Origin of the sequence: Agrobacterium sp. ST15.16.024, from assembly GCF_027956545.1 — a bacterium.
GTDB lineage: Bacteria > Pseudomonadota > Alphaproteobacteria > Rhizobiales > Rhizobiaceae > Agrobacterium > Agrobacterium cucumeris.
Genome location: NZ_JAQKGO010000001.1, coordinates 1,128,632 through 1,153,469 on the forward strand (window position 1 = coordinate 1,128,632; position 24,838 = coordinate 1,153,469).

Sequence of the window (24,838 nt, forward strand, 5' to 3'; positions counted from 1 at the left end):
ATTTGCGCTGATGCAGCGATCTCAGCTCTTCCAGAAAATCGGCATCAGCAGCACCAGAACGGTGAGGATTTCCAGACGTCCGAGCAGCATCATCACTGAGAGTAGATAAAGCGCCGGGTCGCTGATCGTGGAGAAATTGCCGACAGGCCCGATGATCGGGCCAATGCCGGGGCCGACATTGGCAAGCGCTGTTGCAACACCCGAAGTGGCGGTGAGGAAATCATAACCCATCAGGCTCATGGCAAGGCTGCCGGCGATCCACAGGGCGATGAAGCAGCTGATGAACAGGAAGATGGTGCGGATTGTTTCCGGATCGACCACCTGCTGGCCGTATCGCACCGAATAGACGGCGTTCGGGTAGATCAGCTTCTTCAGCCCGGCCCGCGCCACATTGAAGATGATGAGAAAACGATAGGCCTTGATACCGCCCGCCGTCGAGCCGGAACAGCCGCCCATGAAGGTGGCGAAAAAGGCGACAACGACAACGAAGGGACCCCAGAGCGTATAATCGTCGCTGGCAAAGCCGCCGGTCGACAGGATCGAGGTCATGTTGAAGAAGGAATGGCTGAGCGCTTCATCCAGCGGCACGCCGTTTCTAAGGTGGTGATAAACGCCGACCGCAATAGAAATCGCACAGAGATAACCGAGGAAGACGGCGATCTGTGGATCGCGCAGCGTCTCCAGCCGGCGACGCACGGCAAGCAGGATCATGACAGAAAAGGGCAGGCTGCCGAAGATCAGGAAGATGGTGGCGATCCACAGCAGCGCGGTATTGTCGAAATAGGCGAAGGAAGCGTCATGGGTGGAAAAACCACCGGTCGCGACGGTCGACATGGCATGGTTCAGCGCATCGAAATGCGACATGCCGGCAAAGTCGAAGGCAACCGTGCAGGCAATCGTCATGACGATATAGATCGCCACGAAAGCCTTGGTGAAGCTTGCCAGCCGCGCAAAGGGCCTGTCGTTACCGGTGTCGGAGGATTCCATGCGGAAGAAGGTCATGCCACCGACGCGCAGCAGCGGCAGGATGAACAGGCCGAGCGCGACGATACCGATACCGCCGAGCCAGCAGAGCAGTGACCGCCAGAGAAGAATGCCCTGCGGCGCATTGTCGAGGCCGGAAATCGCGGTCGATCCGGTGGTGGTGATGGCGGAGACGGATTCGAATATCGCCTGACCGAGCGTCAGGTCGAGCTTGGAAAGATAGAGCGGCACGGCCCCCACCAGCGAAAACACCAGCCAGAGAAGGTTGACGAGCAGGAAGCCGAAACGTTTGTTGAAAGAGGCGATCGGTCCGCGGGTCGCCAGCGCGCAGGCCAGCGCAAAGCCGCCGCACATGAAGCCGGAAAGCGCAAACACCATCCAGTCGTCATTGCCGTAATAAAGATCGGTAAGCGCCGGCAGGAACATGGCCGTTGCAAGGTAGAGCCCGAAGATGGACGCCACATAGATGACGGAGCGCAGAAGGTTGCTGTTCAAGAGATGAAACCCAGAGTTCGTGGCCGCGCTGAAATGAGTCTTTGTCTCCGACGCCTTCCTATGGCATAGCGGGTGCCATTATGAATTTCAATGGATTGACTATCGTGGACAAGCAGCTTGTGGAAGCAGCGCGGCGGGAAGTGCGGGAAATATTCCCGGAAACGCCGTTGCAGTTGAATGAACATCTCAGCCGTCGGTATGGCGCGTCGATTTGGCTGAAGCGTGAAGATCTGTCCCCGGTCCGTTCCTACAAGATTAGAGGCGCATTCAACTTTCTCCGCAAGGCGGTGGCCAAGGCCGGCAAGGATAAGGTTTTCGTCTGTGCGTCCGCCGGCAACCACGCCCAGGGCTTTGCTTTCGCCTGCCGCCATTTCGGCGTCCATGGCGTGGTTTTCATGCCGGTGACGACACCGCAGCAGAAGATCGAAAAGACCCGCATCTTCGGCGGAGAATTCATCAAGATCCGGCTGGTGGGCGATATATTCGACCAGTGTTATGCAGCCGCGCGTCAGCATGTGCAGGACAATGACGGTTACATGGTGCCGCCGTTTGACCATGAGGATATCATCGAGGGTCAGGCGACGGTCGCCGCCGAGATCATGGATCAGCTTCCGGAAGGCACGAAGCCGGATATCGTCGTCATGCCGGTTGGCGGCGGCGGGCTTTCGGCCGGCCTCACGGGTTTCCTCGCCGGCACCGTCAGTAAGGAGAACTTCGTGTTCTGCGAGCCGGAAGGCGCGCCGAGCCTGAAAAAGAGCCTTGAACGCGGCGAACCGGTGACGCTGAACAAGGTCGATAATTTTGTCGATGGTGCGGCCGTCGCCCGCATCGGCGATCTGAATTTCAAGGCGTTGAAGGATTTTCCGGCCGAGCAGGTCATGCTTATCCCGGAAAATGCCATCTGCGTGACGATCATTGAAATGCTGAACCTTGAGGGTGTGGTGCTGGAGCCCGCCGGCGCACTGGCGATCTCCGCACTCGAAAAGCTTGGCCGCGAGAGGCTGGAAGGCAAGACGGTCATCGCCGTCGTCTCCGGCGGCAATTTCGATTTCGAGCGCTTGCCGGATGTCAAGGAACGCGCCATGCGTTACACCGGCGTCAAGAAATATTTCATCCTGCGCCTGCCGCAGCGCCCCGGCGCCCTGCGTGATTTCCTCAACCTGCTCGGCCCGGATGACGATATCGCCCGCTTCGAATATCTGAAGAAATCGGCCCGCAATTTCGGCTCGATCCTGATCGGTATCGAGACCAATGCGCAGGAGAACTTCGCAGGTCTTCTGGAACGTTTCGAGGCTGCAGGCCTTGGCTATGAGGATATTACCGAAAACGAAATCCTGTCGAACCTGATCATCTGATCGGGGACGAACGACAGGGAAGGGCGGAGCATATCCGCCCTTCAAACGCGAGATAGATCAGGGAGTGAAAACCATGGCATCGTTTTTTTCCAAAATCCTTTCGGCCTTCGGCTCCGGCCAGTCGTCCGACGCACCGCAGAAGACGGCGCAGGTGGAGCCGCATGCGCATGGCGACTATCTGATCTATGCGACTCCATTGAAGGAAGGCGGCCAGTTCCGCTTGGCTGGCCGCATCGAGAAAAAGGCTGGCGAGGAAGTGCTTGTGCATGAATTCGTGCGTGCCGATGTCTTCAGCAGCATGGATGATGCGGTGGAGTTCACGATCCGCAAGGCTAAGCTGATCATCGACCAGAACGGTTCATCGCTTTTCCCAGGAAAATGATGACGTTTTCTTACTCTCTAAATTAAGATTCCGTTGGTTGCTTAGGCCTATCGTCCTTGAAGGGCATGGAGTTGCGCCGATAGACCGGCGTGATGTGGATCGATAGGGCGTGTGCCGATGCAATGGGCAAATCTGGCCCTCTTCCTTACGGAGGCCATCGTCTATTTTTCGGTAATGACGGCATTCCTTCATTACCGGCATATTCTCGGCATCGGTGTTTTTCTCACCGCGCTGGGTGTCATGCATTTCATGGAAACCTATCTGGCCGCCGTCTTTTATGTCGGCCTGCCTTTCGGCGTGGCCTCGCCGGGTTCCTCCATCCTTTTTGCCGGCAAATTGATGATGATCCTCATGCTTTATATGCGTGAGGATGCGGCGGTTGTGCGCCAGCCGATCTACGGCCTGCTGCTCGGCAATATATTGACCGTCATCATGGCGCAGATCATCCGGTTTCATCAGACGGTGGCGATCGTCCCCGGGCAGTCGGTCGATACCGGCTTTCTTGATGAGATGGGCGTGCTGATGGTCTGGGGCACCAGCATTCTTTATGTCGATGCCATCGCCATCATCCTGCTTTACGAAAAGCTGGGGCGGTATTTGCAGCGCCACATCGTGCTGCGCTTCGCCATCTGCGGCGTCGTCATCTTAAGCTTCGATCAGGCGGCTTTTTACGGGGCATTGCGATATTTGTTCGATGCGCCGGTCAATGTCTTCTACGATGGCTGGAAGGCGAAGATGGCCGCGGTTGGCATCTATTCGGTCTTGTTCGCCCTCTATCTCGGTCTGACATCGACCAAGGGGCGTTTCCTGACACGCCGCAGCGTTGCCGATGTCTTCAACGACCTCACTTTCAGGGAACGCTATGAGGAGCTTCTGTCCCGTTCGGGGCGCGACATGCTGACTGGCGTGTCGGATCGGGCCCGCATGGAACTCGATGCGCCGTCGGTCGTCGTGGAGTGCCTGGAGAAACAGCGGCCGGTCAGCGTGCTGATCGTCGATATCGATCATTTCAAGACCGTCAACGATACCTTCGGCCACCTGCAGGGCGACGAGATATTGCGGGACTTCGCCGCCGTGCTGAAACGCAGCGTGCAGCCGCATGGACATCTATACCGCTTCGGTGGCGAGGAATTCGTGGCACTCCTGCCGGCAATGGCGCATGAGGCGGCGCTTGCCTTTTCCGCGGGGCTGCGGGTGGCGATCCTGGCGGATCTGCGCCGTCCTGACGGTTCGCCGCTGACGGTCAGCATTGGCGTCGCCACGGCCTTTGAGGACGGGCAGCTTTTCCGCGCACTTTTATCGGAAGCCGATGCGCGGCTATATGCGGCAAAAAATAACGGCCGGGACCAGGTCCACGGCCGTTTTGGAATGTGGGTCGGCTGAGACCGGCAGTCCTGCCGGCATCAGCCTGCCATTCTCGATGCCTCAGGCGGCCTGTGCCAGTTCGGCAACCTTGGCGCCGGCGGCGGCAATGGCCTTCTCGACGGCTTCCGGGCCGAATGCCAGACCTTCGACATAGATCACTTCCACATCGGTCATGCCCATGAAACCGAGAACGGTCTTCAGGTAAGGAACGGCATGGTTCATCGATACGGCCGGGCCTTCGGAATAAACGCCGGCAGCAGCAAGCACGATATAGACCTTCTTGCCCTTGGCGAGGCCTTCCGGACCGGTTTCGGTGTAGCGGAAGGTCTGGCCGGCGCGGGCGACATTATCGATCCACGACTTCAGGCCGGAATAGATGTTGAAGTTGATGAGGCCGGTGCCGATGACGACGGTGTCGGCAGCCATAAGCTCGGCAACCAGCTTGTCGGAATAGTCAGCCGCAACCGCTTCTTCAGCGGTACGCTGGTCGGCCGGCTTGCGGATTGCAGCCGTCTTGACGGTGTCGAGGTGCGGAATGGGATCGGCGGCGAGATCGCGGTGGACAAGGGTATTCGCCGCCGACTTGGCCTTCAGCTTGTTCGCGAGTTCACCGGAAAACTTGTTCGAAACCGATTCGTCGCCACGCGGGCTGGAGGTGATGAGCAGAATGTTGGACATGGTCTTTTCCTTGCATGCAATGGGTTTGACGGGGTGCCTTGGGAGGGCGTGAAACAGCTACGGGCGCTTTCGTGGCCCCTATATGAAAAATTACGGCCATCAAGAAAACTGTGATAATGTGGAAGTAATCTATCGATGAAATGGATGGGACATGGACGCGAACCCCACACTCGACCAGTTGCAGGTATTTTTGACCGTTGCCGAAACCGGCAGTTTCTCCGCCGCGTCGCGCGCGCTTAATCGCGCCCAGTCGGTGGTCAGCTACACCATCGCCAATCTCGAGGCCCAGCTGGAAGTCACCCTGTTCGAGCGCAGCGGCGTGCGCCAGCCGAAGCTGACGGATGAGGGCCGTGCCATGCTGGAGGATGCAAGGCGCATTGTCGCCGGCCTGCAGGAAATGCGCGCCCGTGCCAAGGGGCTGAAGCAGGGGCTTGAGGCGGAGCTGTCCGTTGCCATCAGCACCATGGTGCCGGCAGAGGCTGTCGTCGCGGTGCTGCGGGATTTTCGCCAGCAGTTCCCCACCGTCACCCTCAGCCTCAATGTCGGTGAACTGGGTATGGTGATGGAGATGGTGCTCTCCCGCAAGGCGGGCATCGGCATCGGCGGGGCGCTGATGCGCCAGGATGATGAACTCGTCGTCGAAAAAGTCGGCCATTCCTTCATGCTGCCGGTCGTCGCTGCGGATCATCCGCTGGCGCAGATCGAGCGACCGCTGACCCTTTCGGATGTGCGTGAGGAGGTCCAGCTCGTCGTCACCGATGCCTCCGGCCTCACGAAAGGACGCGATTTTAATGTGCTCTCCTACAAGACATGGCGGGTGAGCGATATCGCCACGAAATACCAGCTGATCAAGGGCGGTCTGGGCTGGGGCGGCCTGCCCGCATCAATCGTCCGCAACGACCTGACCAATGGCAGCCTGAAGGCTCTTGAACTCGAAGCCTATGAACAGGGCGAATATCCACTCTTTGCGCTGCGGCGGGTGGATTCACCCGCAGGTCCTGCAGGTCAGTGGCTCGCCGAGGCGTTCCAGCAGCGCCTGTCGGCCTGCCCGAACCACAAGGATTTCAGTGGGATGCTGGAAGCGAACAAGCAGAGGAATATTGCTGTCGCCGCAGAGTGATATTGGCTATTGCATGTGGAGCGAGCGGGTGCCGCGAGCTTCTTTTCCCCGCCGGGGAGAAGGTCGCGGCAGCGGGGTCATGAGGGGAAAGGGTGCGGTCTATCGCTGGCGTTGCCCCCTCATCCGTCCCTTCGGGCCACCTTCTCCCCCACGGGGAGAAGAAACGGGCGGCAACCTCGCGTTACACCACGATAGGGCCAATTGACGGCAACGAACGGTCTGCCTATACGTAAACCACGGTCAGCAGTTCACCGAGGCATCGCCGTCCCGCAAGGGAAGCTAAACCTGCATCTCGAATAATTGACAGCACTTATCCCGTGCCTTGTCGGAAGCCGGCGATCAGCGACACCTCTTCGGAATGGCACGCGAGGATAAGTCATGCCACGTTCGATCCTTTCCATTGATATCGCCGACCTCTCGACCTTTGCCAAATCCGTTCGCGAACAAATCGGCAGGCTGGAGCGCCAGCCAAGCCATGTGGAGATGCTCAATCTTCTCAGCCGGGCCGCCGGGTTCCGCAATTTCCAGCATCTGCGCGCTGCACGCACATCATCCGCCGAAAGCTGCACTTCGCCGCCGCAGATAATGCCGGCTGCCAATGAGGGCAGGGTGCTGAAGACTGCGCGGATTTTCGATGTCGCCGGCAGGCTGATGCAATGGCCTGCCCGTCGCTCCCAGCAGGAACTGTGCCTCTGGTACCTATGGGCGAAAATTCCCGCCGGGCGCAGTTTTTCCGAACGGGAATTCAGCAGCTTCCTGAATGATCTGCATCTGTTTGGCGATGCCGCGATGTTGCGTCGCGACATGGTCGGCCTGAAGCTCATCCGCCGCAACCGCGATGGTAGCGACTATCAACGCATCGAGCAGAAGCCGCCGATGGAGCTGCCGCTGCTGTTGCGCGCTGTGGGTGGGCGTAATTGAGAAATAGTCAGCAATGGGGCGACAAGCCTTCATCACACTCGACGTCATCCTCGGGCTCGACCCGAGGATCCACACCCACGGGAGCCGATGGATACTCGGGTCGAGCCCGAGGATGACGTTGAGCTGATGGAGACGTCGTGAATAAGTCGGCCCTCCCGGCGATGTTTCGCCGGGAGGGCCGAAGCCCTCAAAGAACCAGACGGAACTTTGCGAAGCCTTCCGCGCCGTCGCCGGCATCTTCGATCTTTGCGCCCTTGATCTCGGTGGCGTAATGGCGGCCTTTCGGACCCGTCTCGAAGATTGCCGAGGTATTGGCCACCGGCGCGAAGGACCAGTTGGCATCCGCGGACGGATTGATGGTGCCCTGATCGACGATATAGCGGACGATCACGTCGCGGTTGGTGTCGGGCGCCACGAAGATCACCTTGTCGGCAGCGATGTCAGGGAACTTGCCGCCGCCGCCGGCACGGTAATTATTGGTGGCCACCACGAATTTCTGCTCGGGATCGATGGGTTTGCCATTGAACTGAAGGTTGACGATGCGGTTGCTGTCAGGATTGACCGCCTTGCCGTCCTTGTCGAACTTCGCCGGCTTGGAAATGTCGATCTGATAGGTGACACCGTCGATAACGTCGAAATTATAGGACGGGAAATCGGCGTTCAGCAGCGGAGCATCCTTGGCGCCAGCCTCGACCGTGTTGAACATGCCGGCCGACATTTCCAGCCAGTTCTTCACCTGCGCACCATTGATCAGCACCGCCTGCACCGTATTGGGGTAGAGATAGAGGTCCGCGACATTCTTGATGGCGATGTCACCGGCGGGGACATCGGTATAATAATCCGCGCCGCCACGACCGCCGGACTTGAAGGGCGCTGCTGCCGAAAGCACGGGCAGGTCCTTATATTCCCCTTCTTTCAGCATGTCCTTGATGTACCAGGTCTGGGCGTTGGAGACGATCTGCACGGAAGGGTCGTCTGCCACCAGCGCGAAATAGGAATAAAGCGGCGCGGAGGTCTTGCCGACCGGGCGGCGGACATAGGCGAGGGCTGCTTCGTGATCAGCCTTGGCGGCGGCGATGACTTCCGGCTTGTCCGTGAAGTCGGCAACGATCTTGCGGTTTTCATCGCGGTGGTAGATCGGCCGTGCTTCGGAGGTGAAGTCGACGATCTTCCAGCTCTTGCCGTCCTTTTCGAGCAGCAGGTCGATGAGGCCCATATGCGAGCCCCAGAAACCGGCCATCACCGCCGGTTTGCCGAGGAGCGTGCCCTTTGCCGCGTCCACGCCCTCAATGCCGTCCCAGGTCTTCGGACCGGGGAAAACGAGATGCTGGTGGCCGGTGAAGATGGCGTCAATGCCTTCGACGCCCGCCAGATAAAGCGAGGCGTTCTCCATGCGGTCACTCTGGCCCTTGCCATCGATGCCGGAATGGGAAAGGGCGATGACGATATCGGCGCCTTCTTCCTTCATGGCGGGAACCCAGGCCTTGGCGGCCTCGACGATGTCGCGCGTCTGCGCCTTGCCTTCAAGGTTCTTGGAATCCCACATCATGATCTGTGGCGGCACGAAACCGATGATGCCGACCTTGACCGGGCTGATGACACCGCCGCCGTCGCGGATCTGTTTTTCAAGAATGATATAGGGCTTGAAGAACAGATCGTCCTGCTTGGGATCAGACGCCAGTTGACCCTTGGTGAGGTTGGCGCAGACGAAGGGAAAGCCGGCGCCGGCCAGCGTGTTCGACATATAGTCGAGACCGTAATTGAACTCGTGGTTGCCGAGCGTGCCGCAATCATACCCCAGCACGTTCATGGCATTGATCACGGGGTGCTTGTCGCCAGCCTTCATGCCGCGCTCATAGGCGATGTAATCGCCGAGCGGGTTGCCCTGCAGGAAGTCGCCATTATCCACCAGCATCGAGTTTCCGGCTTCGGCGCGGATGGCGCCGATGATCGAGGCAGTGCGCGCCAGACCCATCGTGTCGTTCGGCTTGTCGGCGTAATAATCATAGGGAAAGACGTGAACGTGGATATCAGTCGTTTCCATGATGCGCAGATGCGCCTGATTGGCGGCCGCACGGGCGGCGAAGGGGTGCAGCAGCACCAGCGCCGAAGAGGCCGCAATGCCGCCGAGCAGCGAACGGCGGGTAATGGGGTGGAGAGCGAGAAGCGGCGACATGGGAACTCCTTCGGATGAAGCTTGCTCTGTCTTGAGAAGCGGACAGGGTAGAAGCAATCGCCGAGGAGTCCATCACCAAAATGACAAGCCGGTGACAGATAGGCCTGTTTTCAACCGTTTGATAAATTTTTTGTCATTGGAGCGTGATGCGCACACTTCCACATCGGGAAAGGCGCCTCGTCCGGGCAGCCCATTCCGGCTTTGGGGAAAAGCAACTCAGCGGGCGAGCGTCGGTTTCACTTCTTCATGGAAGAAGCGGAAATAGGATGAGAGCTGCGCCAGCGTGTTGGTGGAAAGCTTCAGCTGCAGGCCAAGGCGGTTCTGGTGCTGCCATTGCACAACGCCTTCGATGAAGCCCAGATCCTCGCTCTGCACCTTGACCCGGCTGCCCTTGGCGGCAGCGAAAGGTCCGTCCAGCTCCAGCGCCATGCCCGTGGCCGAAAGATCAAGGACACGGGCTCTGGTCGACTGGCTGAAGTAGTGCACGGTCGCAAAAATCCTGGTCTTGCTGCGCGGCGCGGTGCGGGTCGCCATATTGAGGTTGTTTGCCATTTTGCTGCTCAAATCAATTGTTTCCGACAGGAGCACCATAGGCTGCAAAAGTTTGAGACCGGTTTAGTTGTTCGGTTAAAATTCTAGACAATGCTATAATTATGCTTTGGCGATACGGCACTGATAACAATTGTTGCGGGCGGAACGGACATGCACATAAGCAACGTCTGTGCGCTCCAGAAGATGTCGTGCGCGAGACGTGATCTCGTTCGTCGCTGTTACAGCGCCTGTACCGTAAACGATGCGGTTGTCGGCGCCATATCCGCGCACGATGTAATCCGGGCTGTTGAGCATCGGCGGAACGGTCTCCGTTTGCGGATAGCGCTCGCAGGCTTCGGCATGCAGAAACACAGGTCCCGTCTCCGCATAGGGCTGCAGCGACGGAAACGGCCTGTAGGCGAGGATCAGCATGCCTTCGCCTTCACCAATCTGGGAAAGACAGTGGCGGCAGGGCATGCCTCCGGGAGAAACGCTCCGTTCGGGCGGATTGCCATAGGCGTCGGCAGCGCCTGCCCGGAAGGCTTCGGCTTCTTTAGCCGGCATTGCAATAAAGACGAGATCGGTCATGGCGGGTTCTTTCCGGTTTGGATCGGCGTTGCTTCTTTGCAGCTATGATCTCCAAACAGAGTGCTATCCACCCGATTCTTGCCAGGTGATGCAACCAGCCCATTGCGTGACTCGTTTGCATCGGGAATCAGTGACGCTCCTCGTTCCCGGAAGGTCTGATTTTATGTTGCGTCGTTTTCTGGCCGCCATTCCGCTGGCTTTCGTTTCGTTGACGGCCCCGGCCCAGGCACAGACTGCCGCCGGTCTCGATGGCCTGTCCGACGACCAGCTGCAGCAGGCGGTCAACTTCGTCATCGGCAACGCCATCTTCGCGCTTTATCACGAGGGCGCGCGCATGCTGATTTCGGATTTCGGAACGGTGGAGACCGGCAGTGCGCAGGCCCCGGCGGACCAGCTGGCGGGCACGCTCATTCTTCAGGCCAACGAGGAATGGCTCGATACCGCGCTCGTTAACGCCACAGACAGCTGGTATCTGGGACGCGAGGCGGAAACCTTGCCAGAGCACGAAGCACCAGTCTTTTCCGCGCTCATCCCCGACAAAAGCCGTGACCGCAACATGGCCTGCCTGATGGTCGGCCGCGACAAGGATGGTTATGGCGATCTGGCCGCCATGATGGGCCTGGACAATGCCGAATTCGACAAATGCGCTGCCGCCTATCCGCGTGTCGCTTCGGCCTGGGAGAATTTTCTGAGCCCGCATCGCAGCCAGACGCCGTCCAAATTCACCGTCAGCTACATGCCGCCACGCGATCCCGAGCTTGAACCCTATGCCATCATGATCAGGGAATCGAAGGTTCTCGATCTCATCAGCCGCAGTTTCGGCGCTTACGATCTGAAGGGTGACGTCAAGCTCACGGCCAGGACCTGCGGCCGTCCTGATGTTTACTGGTCGGCTGAAAAGCGCGAGATCACCTATTGTTATGAGCTTGGTAAATTCCAGGCGGAGCTGATTGCCGATCATCTTCTCAACACCGTCACGGAAGACAAGGGCGCCGCCGGCGGGCAAATTCCAACGGCGGTCAATCTGGAACGGGAAATCTGAGGTCGATTGCCTGACGCCGGCGATCTGGCCTCCTGAACGGGAGGAAAGTGCCATGCCCAAGGTTGTCGTTCGCAATTTCTCCATTTCGCTTGATGGATATGGCGCGGGGCCGGACCAGAGCCTGCAGAGCCCACTGGGCGTGAACGGCGAAGAGCTGCATCAATGGGCCTTCAAGACCCGCACCTTTCACCGCATGTTCGGCAAGGAAGGCGGCGCGACCGGTACGGATGAGGATTTTTCCGAAAAGAGCTTCGAAAATATCGGCGCATGGATTTTAGGCCGCAACATGTTTGGCCCCATCCGCGGCGCATGGCCGGATGAAAGCTGGAAAGGCTGGTGGGGCGAGGAACCGCCTTATCACGTTCCGGTTTTCGTGCTGACGCACCATCCGCGCCCGTCCCTTACCATGAAGGGCGGCACGGTGTTCCATTTTGTTACCAACGGTATCGAGGCGGCCCTCGATGGCGCGCTCGTCGCAGCGAATGGCAAGGATGTCCGCATCGGCGGCGGCGTTTCCACCATCCGGCAATATATGGCCAAAGGCATGATCGATGAATTGCATCTGGCGCTGGCGCCGGTGTTTCTCGGCAAGGGCGAACAGCTTTTCAAAGGGCTGGATTTACCCGCACTCGGTTATCGCTGCACAGGAACGGTGGCGGGCGAGGGTGCTACCCATCTGATTATCGACCGGGCATGAATGCTGCGCCGTTAAAGGTATCCCCACCAACATTGCGCAGCGGTTCCTGCGCTGACATTTCCCTCACTCCCTCATTCCTGTGCTTGTCACAGGAATCTAGCCGACGCGCGTCTGCGCGGCGAGAGAGTCCTTTTCAGCCCAAGGACTTGGGCTGACTGGATTCCTGTGACGAGCACAGGAATGAGGCAGTGGGAACCAGACACTCCCTATCGGCGAATGGCACGCGTTGCTCTCAATGGCGCTACTCAATTACGCAGCGAAATTTCCAGAAGCTCGGTATCGGACAGCGGCTCCACCCAGGCCTCATAGGTGCCGACGGGCGAGAAGCCCATCATCTGGTAAAGTTGCAGCGCACGCGGATGATCGAGCGTATTGGTCGTGACAGTCACCCGTTTCGGATTATCCTGCCAGGCCGCGTAAAGCGCCTGCAACAGGAACCACTTGCCGACGCCAGCGCCAATCGCCTCTTCGAGCAGGCCGAAATAGGAAAGCTCGGTCACCTCGTCGCTCGCCTTGTGCAACTCGAAGAAACCGGCAGGCGCACCGTTCATATAAAGAACCGTAACGCTGTTCTTCGGGTCCTTGAGGACGGCTGACAGCTCCGCATCGCTCATGCGCATGCGCTTCTGCCAATGCCAGCGTTTACCCACCCGCCAGTAAAGATAGCGATAGAAGTGCAGGGGAATATCGGTGACCCGCATCAGTGCCGTCTGGATGTTGACGGGGATCGGCAGACTGACCTTCGGTGGCGACGTCATTTCCAGCTGCGTTACATGCGCCTTCAAAGGCCCATGCGATACAACGGGAACAGGCTCGGCGGGTCCGGGGGCGACAGGCGGGTCTTCCAGCCCGCCCCCTTCCGACCAGGAACCGTCATAGAGCGAATTATCCTGATGGCCGAGCGATTCCAGCGCCAGCGTGATGACGGCGGCGGGAACGCCCGAGCCGCAGCTCGTCACCACCGGCTTGCCAAGATCGATGCCCGCATCAGTCACCATCTTGCGGATCGCGGTCAGGTCCTTGAAGTGACCGTTCTCCGAAAAGGCTGTCGCCGGCAGGCTGCGCGCGCCGGGCATATGACCGGACCGCATGCCGGCACGTGGTTCGGCTTCATCACCGGTGAAGCGCCCCGCGCCGCGGGCATCGGCAATCTGCTTTTCGCCGCTATCGACAATGCCGCGCATGGTCGACAGCGATGTCACGCGTTTCTCGTTGAAGTCAGGCGTAAAGGTCGCAGGCTCGATGTCCGGCGTACCGGTTTCAAGTGGCCGGCCTTCGCGCTTCCAGCCATCAAGGCCGCCATCCAGCACATAGGCCTTGCGCACGCCCATCACCCGCAGCATCCACCAGACGCGCGGTGCGGAAAAGAAACCGGGGCCGTCATAGACCACGATCGTATCATTCTCGCTGAGACCAAGCTCACCGGCCTCCTGCGCAAAGAATTCCGGCGAGGGCAGCGAGTGCGGCAGACCGGTGGTGTGATCGGCGATCTTGTCCTGATCGAAGAACACTGCGCCGGGCAGATGGCCGGCCGCGAATTCCTCCGCGCCATTGCGCTTGTGCGCCGGCAGATACCACGAGGCATCAACGAGACGAAACCGGGCTGTGCCAAGCTGTTTTTCCACCCAGTCCGCCGAAACGACGAAACGGCTCTTATCCGTGCTCACGATGTCTCTCCCGATCTCAGGCAACAGCTTCAGGCACGCCGAAACGAATGCGGAACCGCCTGTTCTCCTTGCCCTTCTTTTCTATCTTGGCAATGTGAATATCGCCCACTTCCTGCGTTTCGGAAACATGGGTGCCGCCGCAGGGCTGGCTGTCGATGCTGGAATTTTCGCCGATGCAGACGAGGCTGACACGGCCAAGGCCCATCGGCGGGCGCACATTCTTGGATTTGACGATGCCCGGATTGGCAGCCAACTCCTCGTCGGTAATCCATTGCAGGAAGACGGGATGGTTGGCTTTCACCAACTCCATCAGCTTGGCCGTGACCTCATCCTTGTCGATGGTTTCCGACATGTCGAAATCAACACGCGATTCTTCCTCGCCGACGGCAGCGCCGGTGATTGGCCACTGGCAGACGACGGAGAGCAGATGGCAGGCCGTATGCATGCGCATCAGCTTGTAGCGGCGTGGCCAGTCCACATGCAGGGTCAGCTTCTCGCCAACGTCGGGAGAAGGCTGGCCTTCGAGCGGCACATGGATGATGACGCTCTTGTCGGCACCGTTCTTGGTGACGCCGAGGTCGATGCGCGAACCATCCGCCCGCTCGAGAAACCCGCTATCGCCCGGCTGGCCGCCGGAGGTGGCATAAAAGCAGGTCTGGTCGAATTCTATGCCACCATCCTCATGCACCGCCGTGACGATTGCTTCTACGGTCGAGAGATAAAAATCGTCACGGAACAGGGCATTCACAGGCATTTCGGCATGTCCTCAAACGGTTTCGTACGGAACCGCAATCTCGCTTTTAGTCGCCAGCCATTGCGGAATCGGCAGCCCCTTGGAGCGCAGGAAATCCGGATTGAACAGCTTCGACTGATAACGATTGCCGTAGTCGCATAGTATCGTCACGATTGTATGCCCCGGACCAAGCTCGCGGGCAAGGCGGATTGCGCCGGCAATGTTGATGCCGGAAGAACCGCCGAGGCAAAGCCCTTCCTTCGTAACGAGATCGAACAGCACCGGCAGCGCTTCCGCATCCGAGACCCGATAGGAAAAGTCCGGCGTAAAACCTTCCAGATTGGCGGTGATGCGGCCCTGCCCAATGCCCTCGGTGATGGAGGAACCTTCGGACTTCAGGACTCCGTGCTTGTAGAATTCGTAAAGAGCCGCACCTTCAGGGTCGGCAAGGCCGATCTTGATATCAGGGTTGAAATCGCGCAGGCCATCGGCCACGCCCGCCAGCGTTCCGCCTGAACCGACCGAGCATATGAAACCATCGACCTTGCCATCCGTCTGGTCCCAGATTTCCGGGGCGGTGGTTTCGATATGGGCCTGACGGTTGGCGATATTGTCGAACTGGTTGGCCCAGATCGCGCCGTTTTCATCGGTTGCGGCAAGCTGTTTTGCCAGCCGGCCGGAAACCTTCACGTAATTGTTCGGATTGGAATAGGGGGCGGCCGGAACTTCGACCAGCTTGGCGCCGAGAAGCTTCAGCGCGTCCTTTTTTTCCTGGCTCTGCGTCTCGGGAATGACGATGACCGTCTTATAGCCGAGTGCATTGGCGACCAGCGACAGGCCGATGCCTGTATTGCCCGCCGTGCCTTCGACGATAGTGCCGCCCGGACGCAGCTGCCCGCGCCGCTCGGCGTCGCGAATGATGTAGAGCGCGGCGCGATCCTTCACCGACTGGCCGGGATTGAGGAATTCCGCCTTGCCGAGGATTTCGCAGCCCGTCGCTTCAGAAGCGGCTTTCAGACGGATGAGTGGCGTGTTGCCGATAGCACTGAGCGCAGAGGGATGAATGGTCATGATTGAGCCTTCTTGTCTGAGCGGAAATTAGGTGCCGTTATGTCCCGTTACAACCGCCTTTAGGCAAGAAATTATCTTCCCGGCTTTGGCTTCGCCACGCAAAATTTTGCCGATACCCAGTTTTATGCGTTGTTCTTCACCGCAGCATAGGCCGCAAGTGCTCTTTCCCGCGCCTTTGCATGGTCGACGATTGGCAGCGGATAGGTTTCACCAAGCGTGATACCCGCTTTTTTCAAGACGTCTTTCGGCGCTTCGAACGGCTTGTGGATGTATTTCCGCTCGAGCTTTTCCAGCTCCGGCACGAAGTGGCGCACATAATCGCCATCACCGTCAAATTTTTCGCCCTGCAGGATGGGGTTGAAGATGCGGAAGAATGGCGAGGCATCCGCCCCGGAACCTGCCACCCATTGCCAGTTGGCGGCGTTGGAGGCCGGATCGGCATCGACAAGCGTATCGCGAAACCATTTCTCGCCTTTCCGCCAGTCGATCAGCAGATGTTTGATGAGGAAGGAGGCCACGATCATACGCACCCGGTTGTGCATGGTGCCGTGCTGCCACAATTGTCGCATGCCGGCATCGACGATGGGATAACCCGTCATGCCGCGCGTCCAGGCCTTGAAGGATTTCTCATCGTCCCGCCAGCCGAAGGCGTCGAAACTGTCGTTCCAGTTTTTCTCGTCCAGTTCAGGGAAATGAAACAGCAGGTGATAGCAGAATTCCCGCCAGGCGATTTCCTTGCGAAAACGGCTGATATCGTTTGAGGCGAGGTGGCGGGAAAGCCCCTTCGTCGCGTGCCAGACGGTGGCGGGCGATATTTCCCCCAAGGCCAGATGCGGCGAGAGCATCGAGGTCGCGTCCTTTGCCGGAAAATCGCGGCCTTCTTCATAGCCTTTCAGGGCGCCATCGATGAAGTCGTCGAGTTTCTCCTGCGCGCCGTCTTCGCCGGGCGCCCAGATATCGCTGAAGTGCTTCGCCCAATCAGGCCTGACGGGCAGCAGCTTCCAGCCATCAAGCTTTTCCGATGTCGGCCATGTCTTCGGTGCCTTCAGGCTCTCTGGCGCCTCCGCCGGGGCATGCGGCTCCTCGCCACCCTCCAGTGCCCGCCAGAAGGGCGTATAGACCCGGTAGGGGCCGCCGGATTTCGTCTTCAACCGGGAGGGTTCGTGCAGAAGATGGCCGGAAAAGCTGCGAACCGTCAGACCATCGTCGCGAAGCTTCTGTTTCAACGCCCTGTCCGTGGCCATGCCGGCCGGATCATACCGGCGGTTCCAGAATACCGAGTCTGCGCCGGTTTCCGATATCAGCTTCCGCAGCATCTTTTCGGCATCACCGCTTAAAAGCAGAAGGCTGCTGCCGGTTTTTTCCAGCGCGGCGGAAAGCGCGGCAAGCGAATGGTGAAGCCACCACTCCTGCGCACCGCCCAGCGGGCCAGAGGACTTTTCCCTGACATAGGCGGGGATGATGGGGCCGCCGTGGTCCACAGCTGCGAGGAGGGCAAGATTGTCCGAAAGGCGCAGATCCCTGCGGAACCAGACGATGACGGGGGAGGCTGTTGTCGGCATGAAAGAACCCGGTTCACTTCCGCTTGAACGAGTGTTGAAACGCTTTGTTCCGCAAATCGACTAGAATGGAAAGATGGGGCACATGGTTTCTCGAGGGTTATTTTTTCGCTCTTGAAACAGCAGGTGAAGGGAACCAACTGGAGGAGCCGGCGTTTGTCGCGGGTTAATAGAGCATGGAAGTGCAATCAATGTTGCTGAAAGACGTTAAGTGGGAAAAGCCCGTTACCATTTCCCTTGAAAACGGTGCGCCCCGAATTTTCAACGGCGTTTACGAAGCCTTCGATTTTCTGCAGCACGAATGGCCAGAACGCGGCGACAAGGCGCATGAGCAGGCGCTTCGTCTGTGCCGCGCCTCGCTGATGGGTGATGTGGCGGGTGAAATTGCCCGCACGGCCTTCGTTGCGGCCAGCCGGCAGGCGCAATGCCTGATGGAGGACAGGGCGGAGACGCAGAATAAAATCGCATCCTGAGCTGTTTTTCAGGACTGGCATGGAAAAGGCCACCCGCCGAACCGGGTGGCCTTGTTTTTTTTCAAGATCAGGAAACGGGTTGTTTCGGACGCAGGATATGGCATCGTGTGCGCCCGAAGCGGATGAATGAATGCGATGACCAACCACTACGGCTATATTGTTTTTCCAACCGCGCTTGGCCATTGCGGCCTTGCATGGGCGGGGCGCGGCATCGCCCGTCTGCAATTGCCCGCTGCTGATGCAGGGGAAACCGAAAAGCTTCTCCTTAAACGTGTTCCGTCGTCCACGATTGCGGTTCCCGATACACGCACGCGTGAAGTGATCGCGATGATCACCCGCTATTTCGCTGGTGAGGCGATCGATTTTACCCCCGTCGAACTGGATCTCTCCGGGCAGGAGCGGTTTTTTCTCGATGTCTACGATGTTGCACGCCAGATCGGCTGGGGCCGCACGACGACCTATGGCGGCATCGTGAAGGATCTTGGCCTCGGCATGGAAAAGGCCCGCGATGTCGGGCAGGCGATGGCGAAAAATCCGGTGCCGCTCATCATTCCCTGCCACCGCGTTCTGGCGGCTGGCGGCCGGCTGGGCGGCTTCTCCGCGCCGGGCGGAACCACCACCAAATTGCGCATGCTGGATCTCGAAAACGCCGGCCGCAGCCGTGCCGATGAGGCGCAGGGCAGCCTGTTTTAAAGCAATGACAGATCAGGCCGCATGAATAGGCGTCTGATTTCTGCCCATTTCTCGTCAAATTGTCGCTAAATTGTCACAATACACGGACGCCCTCCAACATAAGGGCGAGACGTTTGAGAGTATCCGCGTTAATTCTATCCGCTGCCTTGGCTTTTACAGTCGCGGCGCCGGCCTCTGCCGGCATGCTGAACCAGGCAGAAAAATACACCGGGCTGCATGAGTCCAAGAACAATAAGAGCCTGAAGAATATTCTCGGGGCAAATCCCCGCAGCACCCCCTGGTGTGGCCTCTTCCTGCATGCCGTCGCCAGCAAGGCCGGCCGGCAGTCGCCGAAATCCTACGGATTTGCGAAGTCCTGGACCTCTTTCGGTTACGCCGTTCCCGTCGGCCAGGCCAAGCCCGGCGATATCGTCGTCATCCGCAACGGTCGCGGTTATCACGCCGGAATTCTGAAGAGCATGAGCGGCAAGACCGCCCAGATCCTCGGCGGTAACCAGTCTGGCCGGGTGCAGGTATCGAATTTCAACCGCAAGGCCATCGTTTCCGTTCGCCGTTGAAGACCATACAGCATATATTCTTATAAAGGCGGGCCATGACCCGCCTTATCCATTTCAAGGGGCCTATGGCTGCTCCCTGGTGCCGGGTGCGGCGTCGCGCTGGTCATCATCCTCAAGGTCGGTGGCAACGATAAAGGCGTCCTCATGCTGGCGGGCTGCCTGCCGACGGGCGCGCAGGCTCATTGTCTCATCCGGATAAATCTCACCGTCTTTCGATTTGAGCTCGCTGTCGGTTTCGAAACGCGCCACATCCTCGTCGCGAATATCGAGCGGTTCGTTCTTAGGCTTTTTCGGGGTGCTCATTGAGTAATTCTCCTGCGGGTTTCCGCGGGGCAAACGATCCCGCATCCATGACGGTTCCCTTTTTCGAAGAAATGCTCATTCACAATCGGTCTGCGAGGAACAAAGTCTGGCTTTTTCTGTTTTTTCAGTGGCACAATCAAAACCGGTGCAACGCAAAGAGGGAGGCCTGTTATGAGCCATGATCGCGAAGCCGCAATCCGTGAAAAAGCGCGCGCAATATGGGAGAAGGAAGGCAGACCTGACGGGCATCATGAGCGCCACTGGATCGAGGCGGAACGGGAAGTCTCCGCCGGTGCCGGAGCCGCAAAGACGACGGCCAAGAACGGCGTGAAAAAATCCGCAGCTGCCAAGATCTCTGCAGACAAGACATCGACGGACAAGGCGCCTGCGAAGAAAACGCCAGCGAAGAAGGCTCCGGCAGCAAAGGCCAAATCCCCGGCGGTAAAATCGCTTGAGAAGGAGCAGAAGTCGACGGGCAAGGCCAAAGTCGACGATCTCACGGAAAGCCTTGAGGAAAGTTTCCCGGCCAGCGATCCGCCAGCGCTCACCAACGCCGCAAAGGCAACGAAGCGCGCCGTCAAGAAGAGCTGATTACTGGAAGGCCCGCCAGTCAGGTGGGCGAAAAATGCCACGAACCGGATCGGGCGAATGCAGCTGCACTTCGCTCTTCAAAACACGTTTTTGAGAGAAATGGCTCCCCGGGCCGGATTCGAACCGGCGACCTGTCGATTAACAGTCGAATGCTCTACCGCTGAGCTACCAGGGAACGTGCGCTGCTTGGCGCGGTGTGAGCGGGGTAATACAAATGCTTTTCCGATTTGCCAAGCGGTTTTTTCAAAAAAAACGCATTCCTCTTGTTTTATCCCTCTGAAGTCCCGATTTTCCGGGCTTATCGACGTTCAAAAAATTATCCACAGGCCAGACGCTGAAGGGCAGGATGGAATGAAATTCGGAATGAACCACAAGACGGGTCGCCTCCATGTCGGAAAATGGAGCCTTGCCATGCCGCGTTCGCGGGTTGGCAGGATCGCCACCGGCTCCGCTCTGGTGGTTGGCGGAACGTTGGGGTTTTTGCCCGTTCTCGGTTTCTGGATGATTCCGCTCGGTCTTGTCGTACTTTCGCACGATCTGCCGGCGGTGCGCCGCAGGCGGCGAAGGCTCGCGGTCTGGTGGGCATCGCGGCAGAACGGCCGCGAGGCCCGTCGCAACAGGGGTCAGTAGGCGTTTATCCACCGATCGAGCTGCTGATGCCCTGTCCGGCCCAGAAGGCGGCATAGGCAAGCGCTGCGAAATAAATCGCCGTCAGGCCGAGAAACAGATAACCGCCGAGCACGGTGACGCCGTCTCTTTGAATCATGCCCGCAGATAAAAGCAGGATGGCGACACCGGGCAGGGTGTTGGAAAAGGGAATGAAGCCGAGCGGCATCATCAGCAACACGCCTGCCGTCATCAGCGCCAGGCCGTTTATTCTGTTGGCGACAATGCCTGTGGTGAGCGCCGGTACACGCGGGCGAATAAATCCATCCAGCTTGGAAACGATGGCGACACCTTTTTGAAGCGCCGGTACCAGCTTTGCCGTTTCCATCTGCCGGTCGAGAATCTTCGCCGGCAGCCATGGCAGGCGGTTCAGCGTGATTGCGAGGCTGACGAGGATGATCGCCGCGCCGAACACCGTGCTGACGCCGGGAATGGAGACCGGAATGAGAAAGGGCAGGGACGCAATTGCGCAGATAAGCAACAGGCCCTGTTCGCCGATTGCTTCCATCAGTTCGCGCAACGTGATCGTCTGGCCCTGCAACTTGCCTATAAGCTTCTCCAGCGTGGTGCTGAGCTTTTCAGACGTATCAGTGAATGCGAATTCGTTCGTCATGCCGCTTCCCGGAAGTTGTTTTAACTCCGGGTTTGATAACATTCATCCGGCCACATGCCTATCGCCGATAGAAATCGGCATCGTCATGGTTCGTCGTATCTTTCGCTTTATTAGTGCGAAACCCAGTGGCTATAGGCGCCGGCGAGAAGAACCACCAGCAGGATGGCGAGTATCACCGGATTGATCGACGTAATGAAGTTTACATAGTCCATGATAACTTCCTCCACTTCTTACGTCTTTTATTCTACAGCAAAAAGGCGAGTTCATCTACCGCAGGGTGAAATTTCGCAGCGCAGCAACCGCATGCCGGTGTGGACTGGAATTGCTGGCATTTCCCATTTTTCGCGATGCAAAAATAAATCTTCCAACATTTGCCATTCTCTTGCGTTGTGTCTAATCCTGCTGCGGCGCTGGCTTTTCTCCGTTCGCTGCGCGCCGCCGTAAATCGCCTCAATCACCGCTGAGATGCCTCGGCACTCCCGCCTTGACTTCGCTCCACACTCTTCCCCGGGGACATGAAATGCTGAAAAACATCTATGCCTGGACGATGGCGCTTGCGGCGCGCAAAACCGCCGTATGGTGGCTGGCGATCGTCGCTTTTGTGGAAAGCTCCGTCTTCGTCGTGCCCGCGGATGTGCTTTTCCTGCCCATGGTGTTGGCCAAGCCGAAAAAGGCGATGTTTTACGCGTTTGTGGCGACGGTCGCCTCGGTCCTCGGCGGCATCGCCGGCTGGTTCCTCGGCCATTATGCTTTCGAGAGCATCGCGCGGCCCATCCTCGAATTTTACGGCAAGCTCGACAGTTTCGAACAGCTGAAGAACTCGGTGGACTACGAAACCATCGTTCTCTTGCTGGTGACATCGGGGCTGGCGCACCTGCCGCCGATCAAGGTGGTGACGATCCTTTCAGGCGCGGCCAATATCAGCCTCGGCCTCTTCATTCTTTCGGCCGTCGTCACACGTGGCGCCCGCTTTTTCATTCTTGCCGGATTGCTGCAGAGATATGGTGATTCAGTGCGCCATTTCATCGAAAAACGCCTCGGCGTCATCACGGCCGCAGCCGCCGCGGCGCTCATCGCGGTCTATGCGGTTTACGTTTTCGTGCGTTGATCGAACGCAATTTTTTTACTCTTACAATACTGTCGCATAACTTTCAGCTTGCTGTCAGAATCCGTCTGTATCGGTTCTCTTGTCGAGTAAGGGAACCGTTTTATTATGCGAAGATTTTGGAAGTGCTCCTTTGGGGGCATGGGCTTTGTTGTGCTTGCGGCAGGCGGATATCTTTACGCCATCCAGCTCCTCGGCAACTTTCACGAGGTGGTGGCCGGTCAGCTTTACCGCTCCAACCAGCCAAGCAATGAAGAGCTTGTCCGCTACACCAGGGATCACGGCATCAAGACGGTCATCAACTTGCGCGGACCGAATGAATCCCAGGCCTGGTACCGGGACGAGGTCGAAACAGCGCGCGAGCTTGGGTTGAAGCACATCGATTTCGGCATGTCGGCCAGCCGGGAACTCAACATGGATCAGGTCAACCAGCTCGTCGCGATCATGCGCGATGCGCCGAAACCGATCCTCATCCATTGCAAGGCCGGCGCTGACCGGACAGGCCTCGCAACCGCTCTTTACCTCAGTCGCGTCGCGCGTCTCGGCGAGAAAGAGGCGGAAAGCCAGCTTTCGGTGCGTTACGGTCACATCGGCATTCCCTATCTCTCGGCAACCTATGCCATGGACAGAACCTGGGAGAATGTAGAGCACATGCCCATCACCGACGACTTCGCCATCGCCTCAAACGAGTTCTGAGGGCGCTTCAAGCTGATCCTGCGTAAATCATGGATCGTTCCCGGCACAGGGATTTGTCTTCCGTTTTGATTGCCGATGCGATCAGGCTGCACGCAATTCTCGGTGCGGGCTTGCTCAATTGCCAAGGCCATAACAGGGGCGGAGCGATGACAAGGCGGATCAGGATCCGGTCCGTAATCGACCCGACCCGCAACGCACTATCTTGTCGAAAATATCTTGCGGGAGGGCGATTCTGGCAGGTGCGAGCTCCATCCACATCAAAGGCATGGTCCGTCAAAGTTACGGTCTCATCATCCGATAAACCGCATCCAGCAACAGCAGGCTCAATCGCCTGCCATATCCGGCGTCCAGCCGCGCGTATATCCTTTGCCCATGATGGCAACCGCAAGGGAAAGCTGTTCCTGCAAATGCTCGATTTCACCAAGCAGCGTTTCGACGGCCGCTCTCGCATCGCCATCGTGACACTGGATGACGTATCCGGCTATGTCGTCAGGCCGTACAGGGGTGGTTTTTGCAGCATCGGACATCTCGGTGACCTCTCTTTTGTTCACTAAATGTTCTAATTTTAGCGAAGAGTCAACAAAGCAATGCGCGCAATCATTCTCTTTGACGAAAGGCGAGTGGCATGAACAAAGGGCAAATCGCCAACCTGTTGATTACTAGGCATTCCTGGCTACCGGACTGAACGAATGGCGGCTGGTGAGCGCCATACGGCAGTGGATGGCTGAGGCATGACGCAAGCGCCCCGGATGAAACAAACGGGGCTGGGCTGCGTCAAAAAGACCGTGCTTGCGTGCATGAATGAAGTTGCTGAAACAGCAGTTTTGACGTAGCTCTAGTCGCGGGAGATTATGTCAAGAATAGACTGGAAATATTCAAAATGACGGATTGGAATTGGGTGGATTTGTTCCCTATAGTCTTCTTCCCGTTCAAGATTATCGTATTGGGTACAGGCATGTACTTCGCCATCAAATGGCATCACGATCAGGCGAAGAAGGAAAAAGAAACCAGCGGATCGTAAACGCCCGCCGGGCACACTCGTGACGCCTCAGATTAACCCGGCCAATATCGAGTGATGCGGCAGCAATGCGCGCAACAGGGCAAGGCCACACGCACCTTCATCTCAAACACCTGTTCCAGCAACTGCCGCTCGAAAATCATTCTGATCACGTCAGCCGCTCGCTGTCATCGCTATGCGTTGACTTATAAACGCTAGTGCCGCGACTGAATCCCCGTAGTCACCACAATGGGCTATCTTTGCGTTTGATAAGTTTCGAGGGGCAATCACCACTCCATGGCGAAGCAATAGCTGCGACCGACGCTAACGCCGAAAGCCCTTGTCCTCCGCAGGGTGGTGAATACGGCTGGTGGCCCCACAATTATCCTGCGACGTGGTTCGTGGGGGCAGACCCTAATGGACTGCGGGATCCTCGTCTTCAAGAAAGCTACGAATGCCGTCCTTTTCGCACGTGGCAAGGAATTCTTCCCATGCATCTTTATCGGTGGCGAACGGTTCGTCCCAGGTGGTGACAAGGTCATTTTCGCTTATGACCTCAAGCTTCCAATCCTGCTGCGTGCCGGCCGATCGGTAAATATCGACGAGGACCGTGATGCCGTCATCTTCGAATTCGCCTGAAAATTCGGAGTGTTCGATTTTTGATTTCTTCGTCACGTCAATGTCCTTCAGGCTCAGGCTTCGTCAGGGTGCTGGGGGCGTACTTGAACACGATAACCGTCAGGGGGACGGCGATGGCGGCAAGAACAAATTTGGTCTAGC

At 58.2% G+C, this 24,838-nt stretch carries 28 protein-coding genes and 1 tRNA gene; 15 read left to right on the plus strand and 14 right to left on the minus strand.

The features are described from left to right. Positions 1–21 precede the first annotated feature (21 nt). Positions 22–1,479 carry a TrkH family potassium uptake protein gene (locus PL640_RS05560; protein ID WP_271361045.1) on the minus strand — a complete coding sequence of 486 codons (1,458 nt, stop codon included), beginning with the start codon at positions 1,477–1,479 and terminating at the stop codon, positions 22–24. Between the two features lie 80 nt (positions 1,480–1,559). Between PL640_RS05560 and ilvA the strand changes: the two genes are divergently transcribed. The 3 genes from ilvA to PL640_RS05575 all read left to right on the plus strand — a co-directional run bounded on the left by ilvA (position 1,560) and on the right by PL640_RS05575 (position 4,599). Continuing rightward, positions 1,560–2,834, plus strand: coding sequence for a threonine ammonia-lyase (ilvA, locus tag PL640_RS05565; protein WP_142839565.1), 1,275 nt, complete (start codon positions 1,560–1,562; stop codon positions 2,832–2,834). 73 nt (positions 2,835–2,907) lie between these two features. After that, on the plus strand, positions 2,908–3,216 hold the full coding sequence (locus tag PL640_RS05570; protein ID WP_142839566.1) for an HlyU family transcriptional regulator: 309 nt from the start codon (positions 2,908–2,910) through the stop codon (positions 3,214–3,216). 117 nt (positions 3,217–3,333) lie between these two features. Beyond that, entirely contained in the window at positions 3,334–4,599 is a 1,266-nt protein-coding gene (locus PL640_RS05575) for a GGDEF domain-containing protein (RefSeq protein WP_142839567.1), read from the plus strand. Positions 4,600–4,641: 42 nt separating this feature from the next. Here PL640_RS05575 and PL640_RS05580 read toward each other — a convergent pair whose 3' ends face one another. Then, entirely contained in the window at positions 4,642–5,259 is a 618-nt protein-coding gene (locus PL640_RS05580; RefSeq protein ID WP_271361046.1) for an FMN-dependent NADH-azoreductase, read from the minus strand. Positions 5,260–5,410: 151 nt separating this feature from the next. On the opposite strand from PL640_RS05580, the gene PL640_RS05585 reads away from it, so the two are divergent. Together PL640_RS05585 and PL640_RS05590 are read left to right on the plus strand one after the other, a co-directional pair. Further along, positions 5,411–6,379: a LysR family transcriptional regulator gene (locus tag PL640_RS05585; RefSeq protein ID WP_271361047.1), complete on the plus strand. Its 969-nt coding sequence runs from the start codon at positions 5,411–5,413 to the stop codon at positions 6,377–6,379. A gap of 378 nt (positions 6,380–6,757) precedes the next feature. Then, positions 6,758–7,300 carry a DUF2087 domain-containing protein gene (locus PL640_RS05590; protein ID WP_271361048.1) on the plus strand — a complete coding sequence of 181 codons (543 nt, stop codon included), beginning with the start codon at positions 6,758–6,760 and terminating at the stop codon, positions 7,298–7,300. 187 nt (positions 7,301–7,487) lie between these two features. On the opposite strand, the gene PL640_RS05595 is transcribed toward PL640_RS05590, so the two are convergent. The 3 genes from PL640_RS05595 to PL640_RS05605 all read right to left on the minus strand — a co-directional run bounded on the left by PL640_RS05595 (position 7,488) and on the right by PL640_RS05605 (position 10,595). Further along, the gene (locus PL640_RS05595) at positions 7,488–9,476 is read right to left on the minus strand and encodes a bifunctional 2',3'-cyclic-nucleotide 2'-phosphodiesterase/3'-nucleotidase (RefSeq protein WP_271361049.1); all 1,989 of its coding nucleotides are present in this window, start codon (positions 9,474–9,476) and stop codon (positions 7,488–7,490) included. Positions 9,477–9,692: 216 nt separating this feature from the next. After that, the gene (locus tag PL640_RS05600) at positions 9,693–10,028 is read right to left on the minus strand and encodes a PilZ domain-containing protein (protein WP_046798894.1); all 336 of its coding nucleotides are present in this window, start codon (positions 10,026–10,028) and stop codon (positions 9,693–9,695) included. Positions 10,029–10,127: 99 nt separating this feature from the next. Then, positions 10,128–10,595 (minus strand): DUF1203 domain-containing protein, encoded by a 468-nt coding sequence (locus tag PL640_RS05605; protein WP_271361051.1) that lies wholly within the window; start codon positions 10,593–10,595, stop codon positions 10,128–10,130. A 163-nt stretch (positions 10,596–10,758) separates the two neighbouring features. On the opposite strand from PL640_RS05605, the gene PL640_RS05610 reads away from it, so the two are divergent. Then, complete coding sequence (locus PL640_RS05610; RefSeq protein ID WP_271361052.1) at positions 10,759–11,637, plus strand: DUF4344 domain-containing metallopeptidase; 879 nt, start codon at positions 10,759–10,761, stop codon at positions 11,635–11,637. A gap of 52 nt (positions 11,638–11,689) precedes the next feature. Continuing rightward, positions 11,690–12,334, plus strand: coding sequence for a dihydrofolate reductase family protein (locus PL640_RS05615; RefSeq protein ID WP_271361053.1), 645 nt, complete (start codon positions 11,690–11,692; stop codon positions 12,332–12,334). A 245-nt stretch (positions 12,335–12,579) separates the two neighbouring features. Here the strand turns inward: PL640_RS05615 and sseA are convergent, their stop codons facing one another. The 4 genes from sseA to PL640_RS05635 all read right to left on the minus strand — a co-directional run bounded on the left by sseA (position 12,580) and on the right by PL640_RS05635 (position 17,367). Next, positions 12,580–14,001 carry a 3-mercaptopyruvate sulfurtransferase gene (gene sseA, locus PL640_RS05620; protein WP_271361054.1) on the minus strand — a complete coding sequence of 474 codons (1,422 nt, stop codon included), beginning with the start codon at positions 13,999–14,001 and terminating at the stop codon, positions 12,580–12,582. A gap of 16 nt (positions 14,002–14,017) precedes the next feature. After that, the gene (locus PL640_RS05625; protein ID WP_271361055.1) at positions 14,018–14,755 is read right to left on the minus strand and encodes an alanyl-tRNA editing protein; all 738 of its coding nucleotides are present in this window, start codon (positions 14,753–14,755) and stop codon (positions 14,018–14,020) included. 12 nt (positions 14,756–14,767) lie between these two features. After that, entirely contained in the window at positions 14,768–15,805 is a 1,038-nt protein-coding gene (locus PL640_RS05630; protein ID WP_269698126.1) for a cysteine synthase A, read from the minus strand. Positions 15,806–15,927: 122 nt separating this feature from the next. Beyond that, on the minus strand, positions 15,928–17,367 hold the full coding sequence (locus PL640_RS05635) for a cryptochrome/photolyase family protein (protein WP_271361056.1): 1,440 nt from the start codon (positions 17,365–17,367) through the stop codon (positions 15,928–15,930). A gap of 188 nt (positions 17,368–17,555) precedes the next feature. Here PL640_RS05635 and PL640_RS05640 point away from each other — a divergent pair, with 188 nt between their 5' ends. The 3 genes from PL640_RS05640 to PL640_RS05650 all read left to right on the plus strand — a co-directional run bounded on the left by PL640_RS05640 (position 17,556) and on the right by PL640_RS05650 (position 19,087). Then, positions 17,556–17,837: a DUF982 domain-containing protein gene (locus tag PL640_RS05640; RefSeq protein WP_046798901.1), complete on the plus strand. Its 282-nt coding sequence runs from the start codon at positions 17,556–17,558 to the stop codon at positions 17,835–17,837. A gap of 135 nt (positions 17,838–17,972) precedes the next feature. Next, positions 17,973–18,530 (plus strand): methylated-DNA--[protein]-cysteine S-methyltransferase, encoded by a 558-nt coding sequence (locus PL640_RS05645; protein ID WP_271361459.1) that lies wholly within the window; start codon positions 17,973–17,975, stop codon positions 18,528–18,530. A 113-nt stretch (positions 18,531–18,643) separates the two neighbouring features. Beyond that, entirely contained in the window at positions 18,644–19,087 is a 444-nt protein-coding gene (locus PL640_RS05650; RefSeq protein ID WP_142839579.1) for a TIGR02594 family protein, read from the plus strand. A gap of 63 nt (positions 19,088–19,150) precedes the next feature. On the opposite strand, the gene PL640_RS05655 is transcribed toward PL640_RS05650, so the two are convergent. After that, positions 19,151–19,390: a hypothetical protein gene (locus tag PL640_RS05655; RefSeq protein ID WP_269698123.1), complete on the minus strand. Its 240-nt coding sequence runs from the start codon at positions 19,388–19,390 to the stop codon at positions 19,151–19,153. A 171-nt stretch (positions 19,391–19,561) separates the two neighbouring features. Between PL640_RS05655 and PL640_RS05660 the strand changes: the two genes are divergently transcribed. Continuing rightward, positions 19,562–19,981 carry a DUF2934 domain-containing protein gene (locus PL640_RS05660; RefSeq protein ID WP_271361057.1) on the plus strand — a complete coding sequence of 140 codons (420 nt, stop codon included), beginning with the start codon at positions 19,562–19,564 and terminating at the stop codon, positions 19,979–19,981. 100 nt (positions 19,982–20,081) lie between these two features. Here the strand turns inward: PL640_RS05660 and PL640_RS05665 are convergent. Beyond that, positions 20,082–20,156: transfer RNA gene (locus tag PL640_RS05665), tRNA-Asn, on the minus strand. Positions 20,157–20,332: 176 nt separating this feature from the next. Between PL640_RS05665 and PL640_RS05670 the strand changes: the two genes are divergently transcribed. Further along, positions 20,333–20,611 (plus strand): hypothetical protein, encoded by a 279-nt coding sequence (locus PL640_RS05670; protein ID WP_142839582.1) that lies wholly within the window; start codon positions 20,333–20,335, stop codon positions 20,609–20,611. A 4-nt stretch (positions 20,612–20,615) separates the two neighbouring features. Here PL640_RS05670 and PL640_RS05675 read toward each other — a convergent pair whose 3' ends face one another. Then, complete coding sequence (locus tag PL640_RS05675) at positions 20,616–21,260, minus strand: exopolysaccharide biosynthesis protein (RefSeq protein WP_046800349.1); 645 nt, start codon at positions 21,258–21,260, stop codon at positions 20,616–20,618. Positions 21,261–21,780: 520 nt separating this feature from the next. On the opposite strand from PL640_RS05675, the gene PL640_RS05680 reads away from it, so the two are divergent. Beyond that, positions 21,781–22,368 carry a YqaA family protein gene (locus PL640_RS05680; RefSeq protein ID WP_142839583.1) on the plus strand — a complete coding sequence of 196 codons (588 nt, stop codon included), beginning with the start codon at positions 21,781–21,783 and terminating at the stop codon, positions 22,366–22,368. 138 nt (positions 22,369–22,506) lie between these two features. Next, positions 22,507–23,061 (plus strand): dual specificity protein phosphatase family protein, encoded by a 555-nt coding sequence (locus tag PL640_RS05685; protein ID WP_271361058.1) that lies wholly within the window; start codon positions 22,507–22,509, stop codon positions 23,059–23,061. Between the two features lie 323 nt (positions 23,062–23,384). Here the strand turns inward: PL640_RS05685 and PL640_RS05690 are convergent, their stop codons facing one another. After that, the gene (locus PL640_RS05690; RefSeq protein ID WP_142839585.1) at positions 23,385–23,588 is read right to left on the minus strand and encodes a hypothetical protein; all 204 of its coding nucleotides are present in this window, start codon (positions 23,586–23,588) and stop codon (positions 23,385–23,387) included. Between the two features lie 353 nt (positions 23,589–23,941). Here PL640_RS05690 and PL640_RS05695 point away from each other — a divergent pair, with 353 nt between their 5' ends. Next, positions 23,942–24,082: a hypothetical protein gene (locus tag PL640_RS05695; protein ID WP_137002497.1), complete on the plus strand. Its 141-nt coding sequence runs from the start codon at positions 23,942–23,944 to the stop codon at positions 24,080–24,082. Positions 24,083–24,472: 390 nt separating this feature from the next. Here PL640_RS05695 and PL640_RS05700 read toward each other — a convergent pair whose 3' ends face one another. Beyond that, complete coding sequence (locus tag PL640_RS05700) at positions 24,473–24,733, minus strand: hypothetical protein (protein ID WP_153513569.1); 261 nt, start codon at positions 24,731–24,733, stop codon at positions 24,473–24,475. Positions 24,734–24,838 lie beyond the last annotated feature (105 nt).

Coding starts and splice junctions, on each gene's coding strand:
- ilvA (WP_142839565.1), top strand. CDS start 1,560: ATGAATTTCAATGGATTGACTATCGTGGACAAGCAGCTTGTGGAAGCA.
- PL640_RS05570 (WP_142839566.1), top strand. CDS start 2,908: ATGGCATCGTTTTTTTCCAAAATCCTTTCGGCCTTCGGCTCCGGCCAG.
- PL640_RS05575 (WP_142839567.1), top strand. CDS start 3,334: ATGCAATGGGCAAATCTGGCCCTCTTCCTTACGGAGGCCATCGTCTAT.
- PL640_RS05580 (WP_271361046.1), bottom strand. CDS start 5,259: ATGTCCAACATTCTGCTCATCACCTCCAGCCCGCGTGGCGACGAATCG.
- PL640_RS05585 (WP_271361047.1), top strand. CDS start 5,411: ATGGACGCGAACCCCACACTCGACCAGTTGCAGGTATTTTTGACCGTT.
- PL640_RS05590 (WP_271361048.1), top strand. CDS start 6,758: ATGCCACGTTCGATCCTTTCCATTGATATCGCCGACCTCTCGACCTTT.
- PL640_RS05595 (WP_271361049.1), bottom strand. CDS start 9,476: ATGTCGCCGCTTCTCGCTCTCCACCCCATTACCCGCCGTTCGCTGCTC.
- PL640_RS05600 (WP_046798894.1), bottom strand. CDS start 10,028: ATGGCAAACAACCTCAATATGGCGACCCGCACCGCGCCGCGCAGCAAG.
- PL640_RS05605 (WP_271361051.1), bottom strand. CDS start 10,595: ATGACCGATCTCGTCTTTATTGCAATGCCGGCTAAAGAAGCCGAAGCC.
- PL640_RS05610 (WP_271361052.1), top strand. CDS start 10,759: ATGTTGCGTCGTTTTCTGGCCGCCATTCCGCTGGCTTTCGTTTCGTTG.
- PL640_RS05615 (WP_271361053.1), top strand. CDS start 11,690: ATGCCCAAGGTTGTCGTTCGCAATTTCTCCATTTCGCTTGATGGATAT.
- PL640_RS05625 (WP_271361055.1), bottom strand. CDS start 14,755: ATGCCTGTGAATGCCCTGTTCCGTGACGATTTTTATCTCTCGACCGTA.
- PL640_RS05630 (WP_269698126.1), bottom strand. CDS start 15,805: ATGACCATTCATCCCTCTGCGCTCAGTGCTATCGGCAACACGCCACTC.
- PL640_RS05635 (WP_271361056.1), bottom strand. CDS start 17,367: ATGCCGACAACAGCCTCCCCCGTCATCGTCTGGTTCCGCAGGGATCTG.
- PL640_RS05640 (WP_046798901.1), top strand. CDS start 17,556: ATGTTGCTGAAAGACGTTAAGTGGGAAAAGCCCGTTACCATTTCCCTT.
- PL640_RS05645 (WP_271361459.1), top strand. CDS start 17,973: ATGACCAACCACTACGGCTATATTGTTTTTCCAACCGCGCTTGGCCAT.
- PL640_RS05655 (WP_269698123.1), bottom strand. CDS start 19,390: ATGAGCACCCCGAAAAAGCCTAAGAACGAACCGCTCGATATTCGCGAC.
- PL640_RS05660 (WP_271361057.1), top strand. CDS start 19,562: ATGAGCCATGATCGCGAAGCCGCAATCCGTGAAAAAGCGCGCGCAATA.
- PL640_RS05670 (WP_142839582.1), top strand. CDS start 20,333: ATGAAATTCGGAATGAACCACAAGACGGGTCGCCTCCATGTCGGAAAA.
- PL640_RS05675 (WP_046800349.1), bottom strand. CDS start 21,260: ATGACGAACGAATTCGCATTCACTGATACGTCTGAAAAGCTCAGCACC.
- PL640_RS05680 (WP_142839583.1), top strand. CDS start 21,781: ATGCTGAAAAACATCTATGCCTGGACGATGGCGCTTGCGGCGCGCAAA.
- PL640_RS05685 (WP_271361058.1), top strand. CDS start 22,507: ATGGGCTTTGTTGTGCTTGCGGCAGGCGGATATCTTTACGCCATCCAG.
- PL640_RS05690 (WP_142839585.1), bottom strand. CDS start 23,588: ATGTCCGATGCTGCAAAAACCACCCCTGTACGGCCTGACGACATAGCC.
- PL640_RS05695 (WP_137002497.1), top strand. CDS start 23,942: ATGACGGATTGGAATTGGGTGGATTTGTTCCCTATAGTCTTCTTCCCG.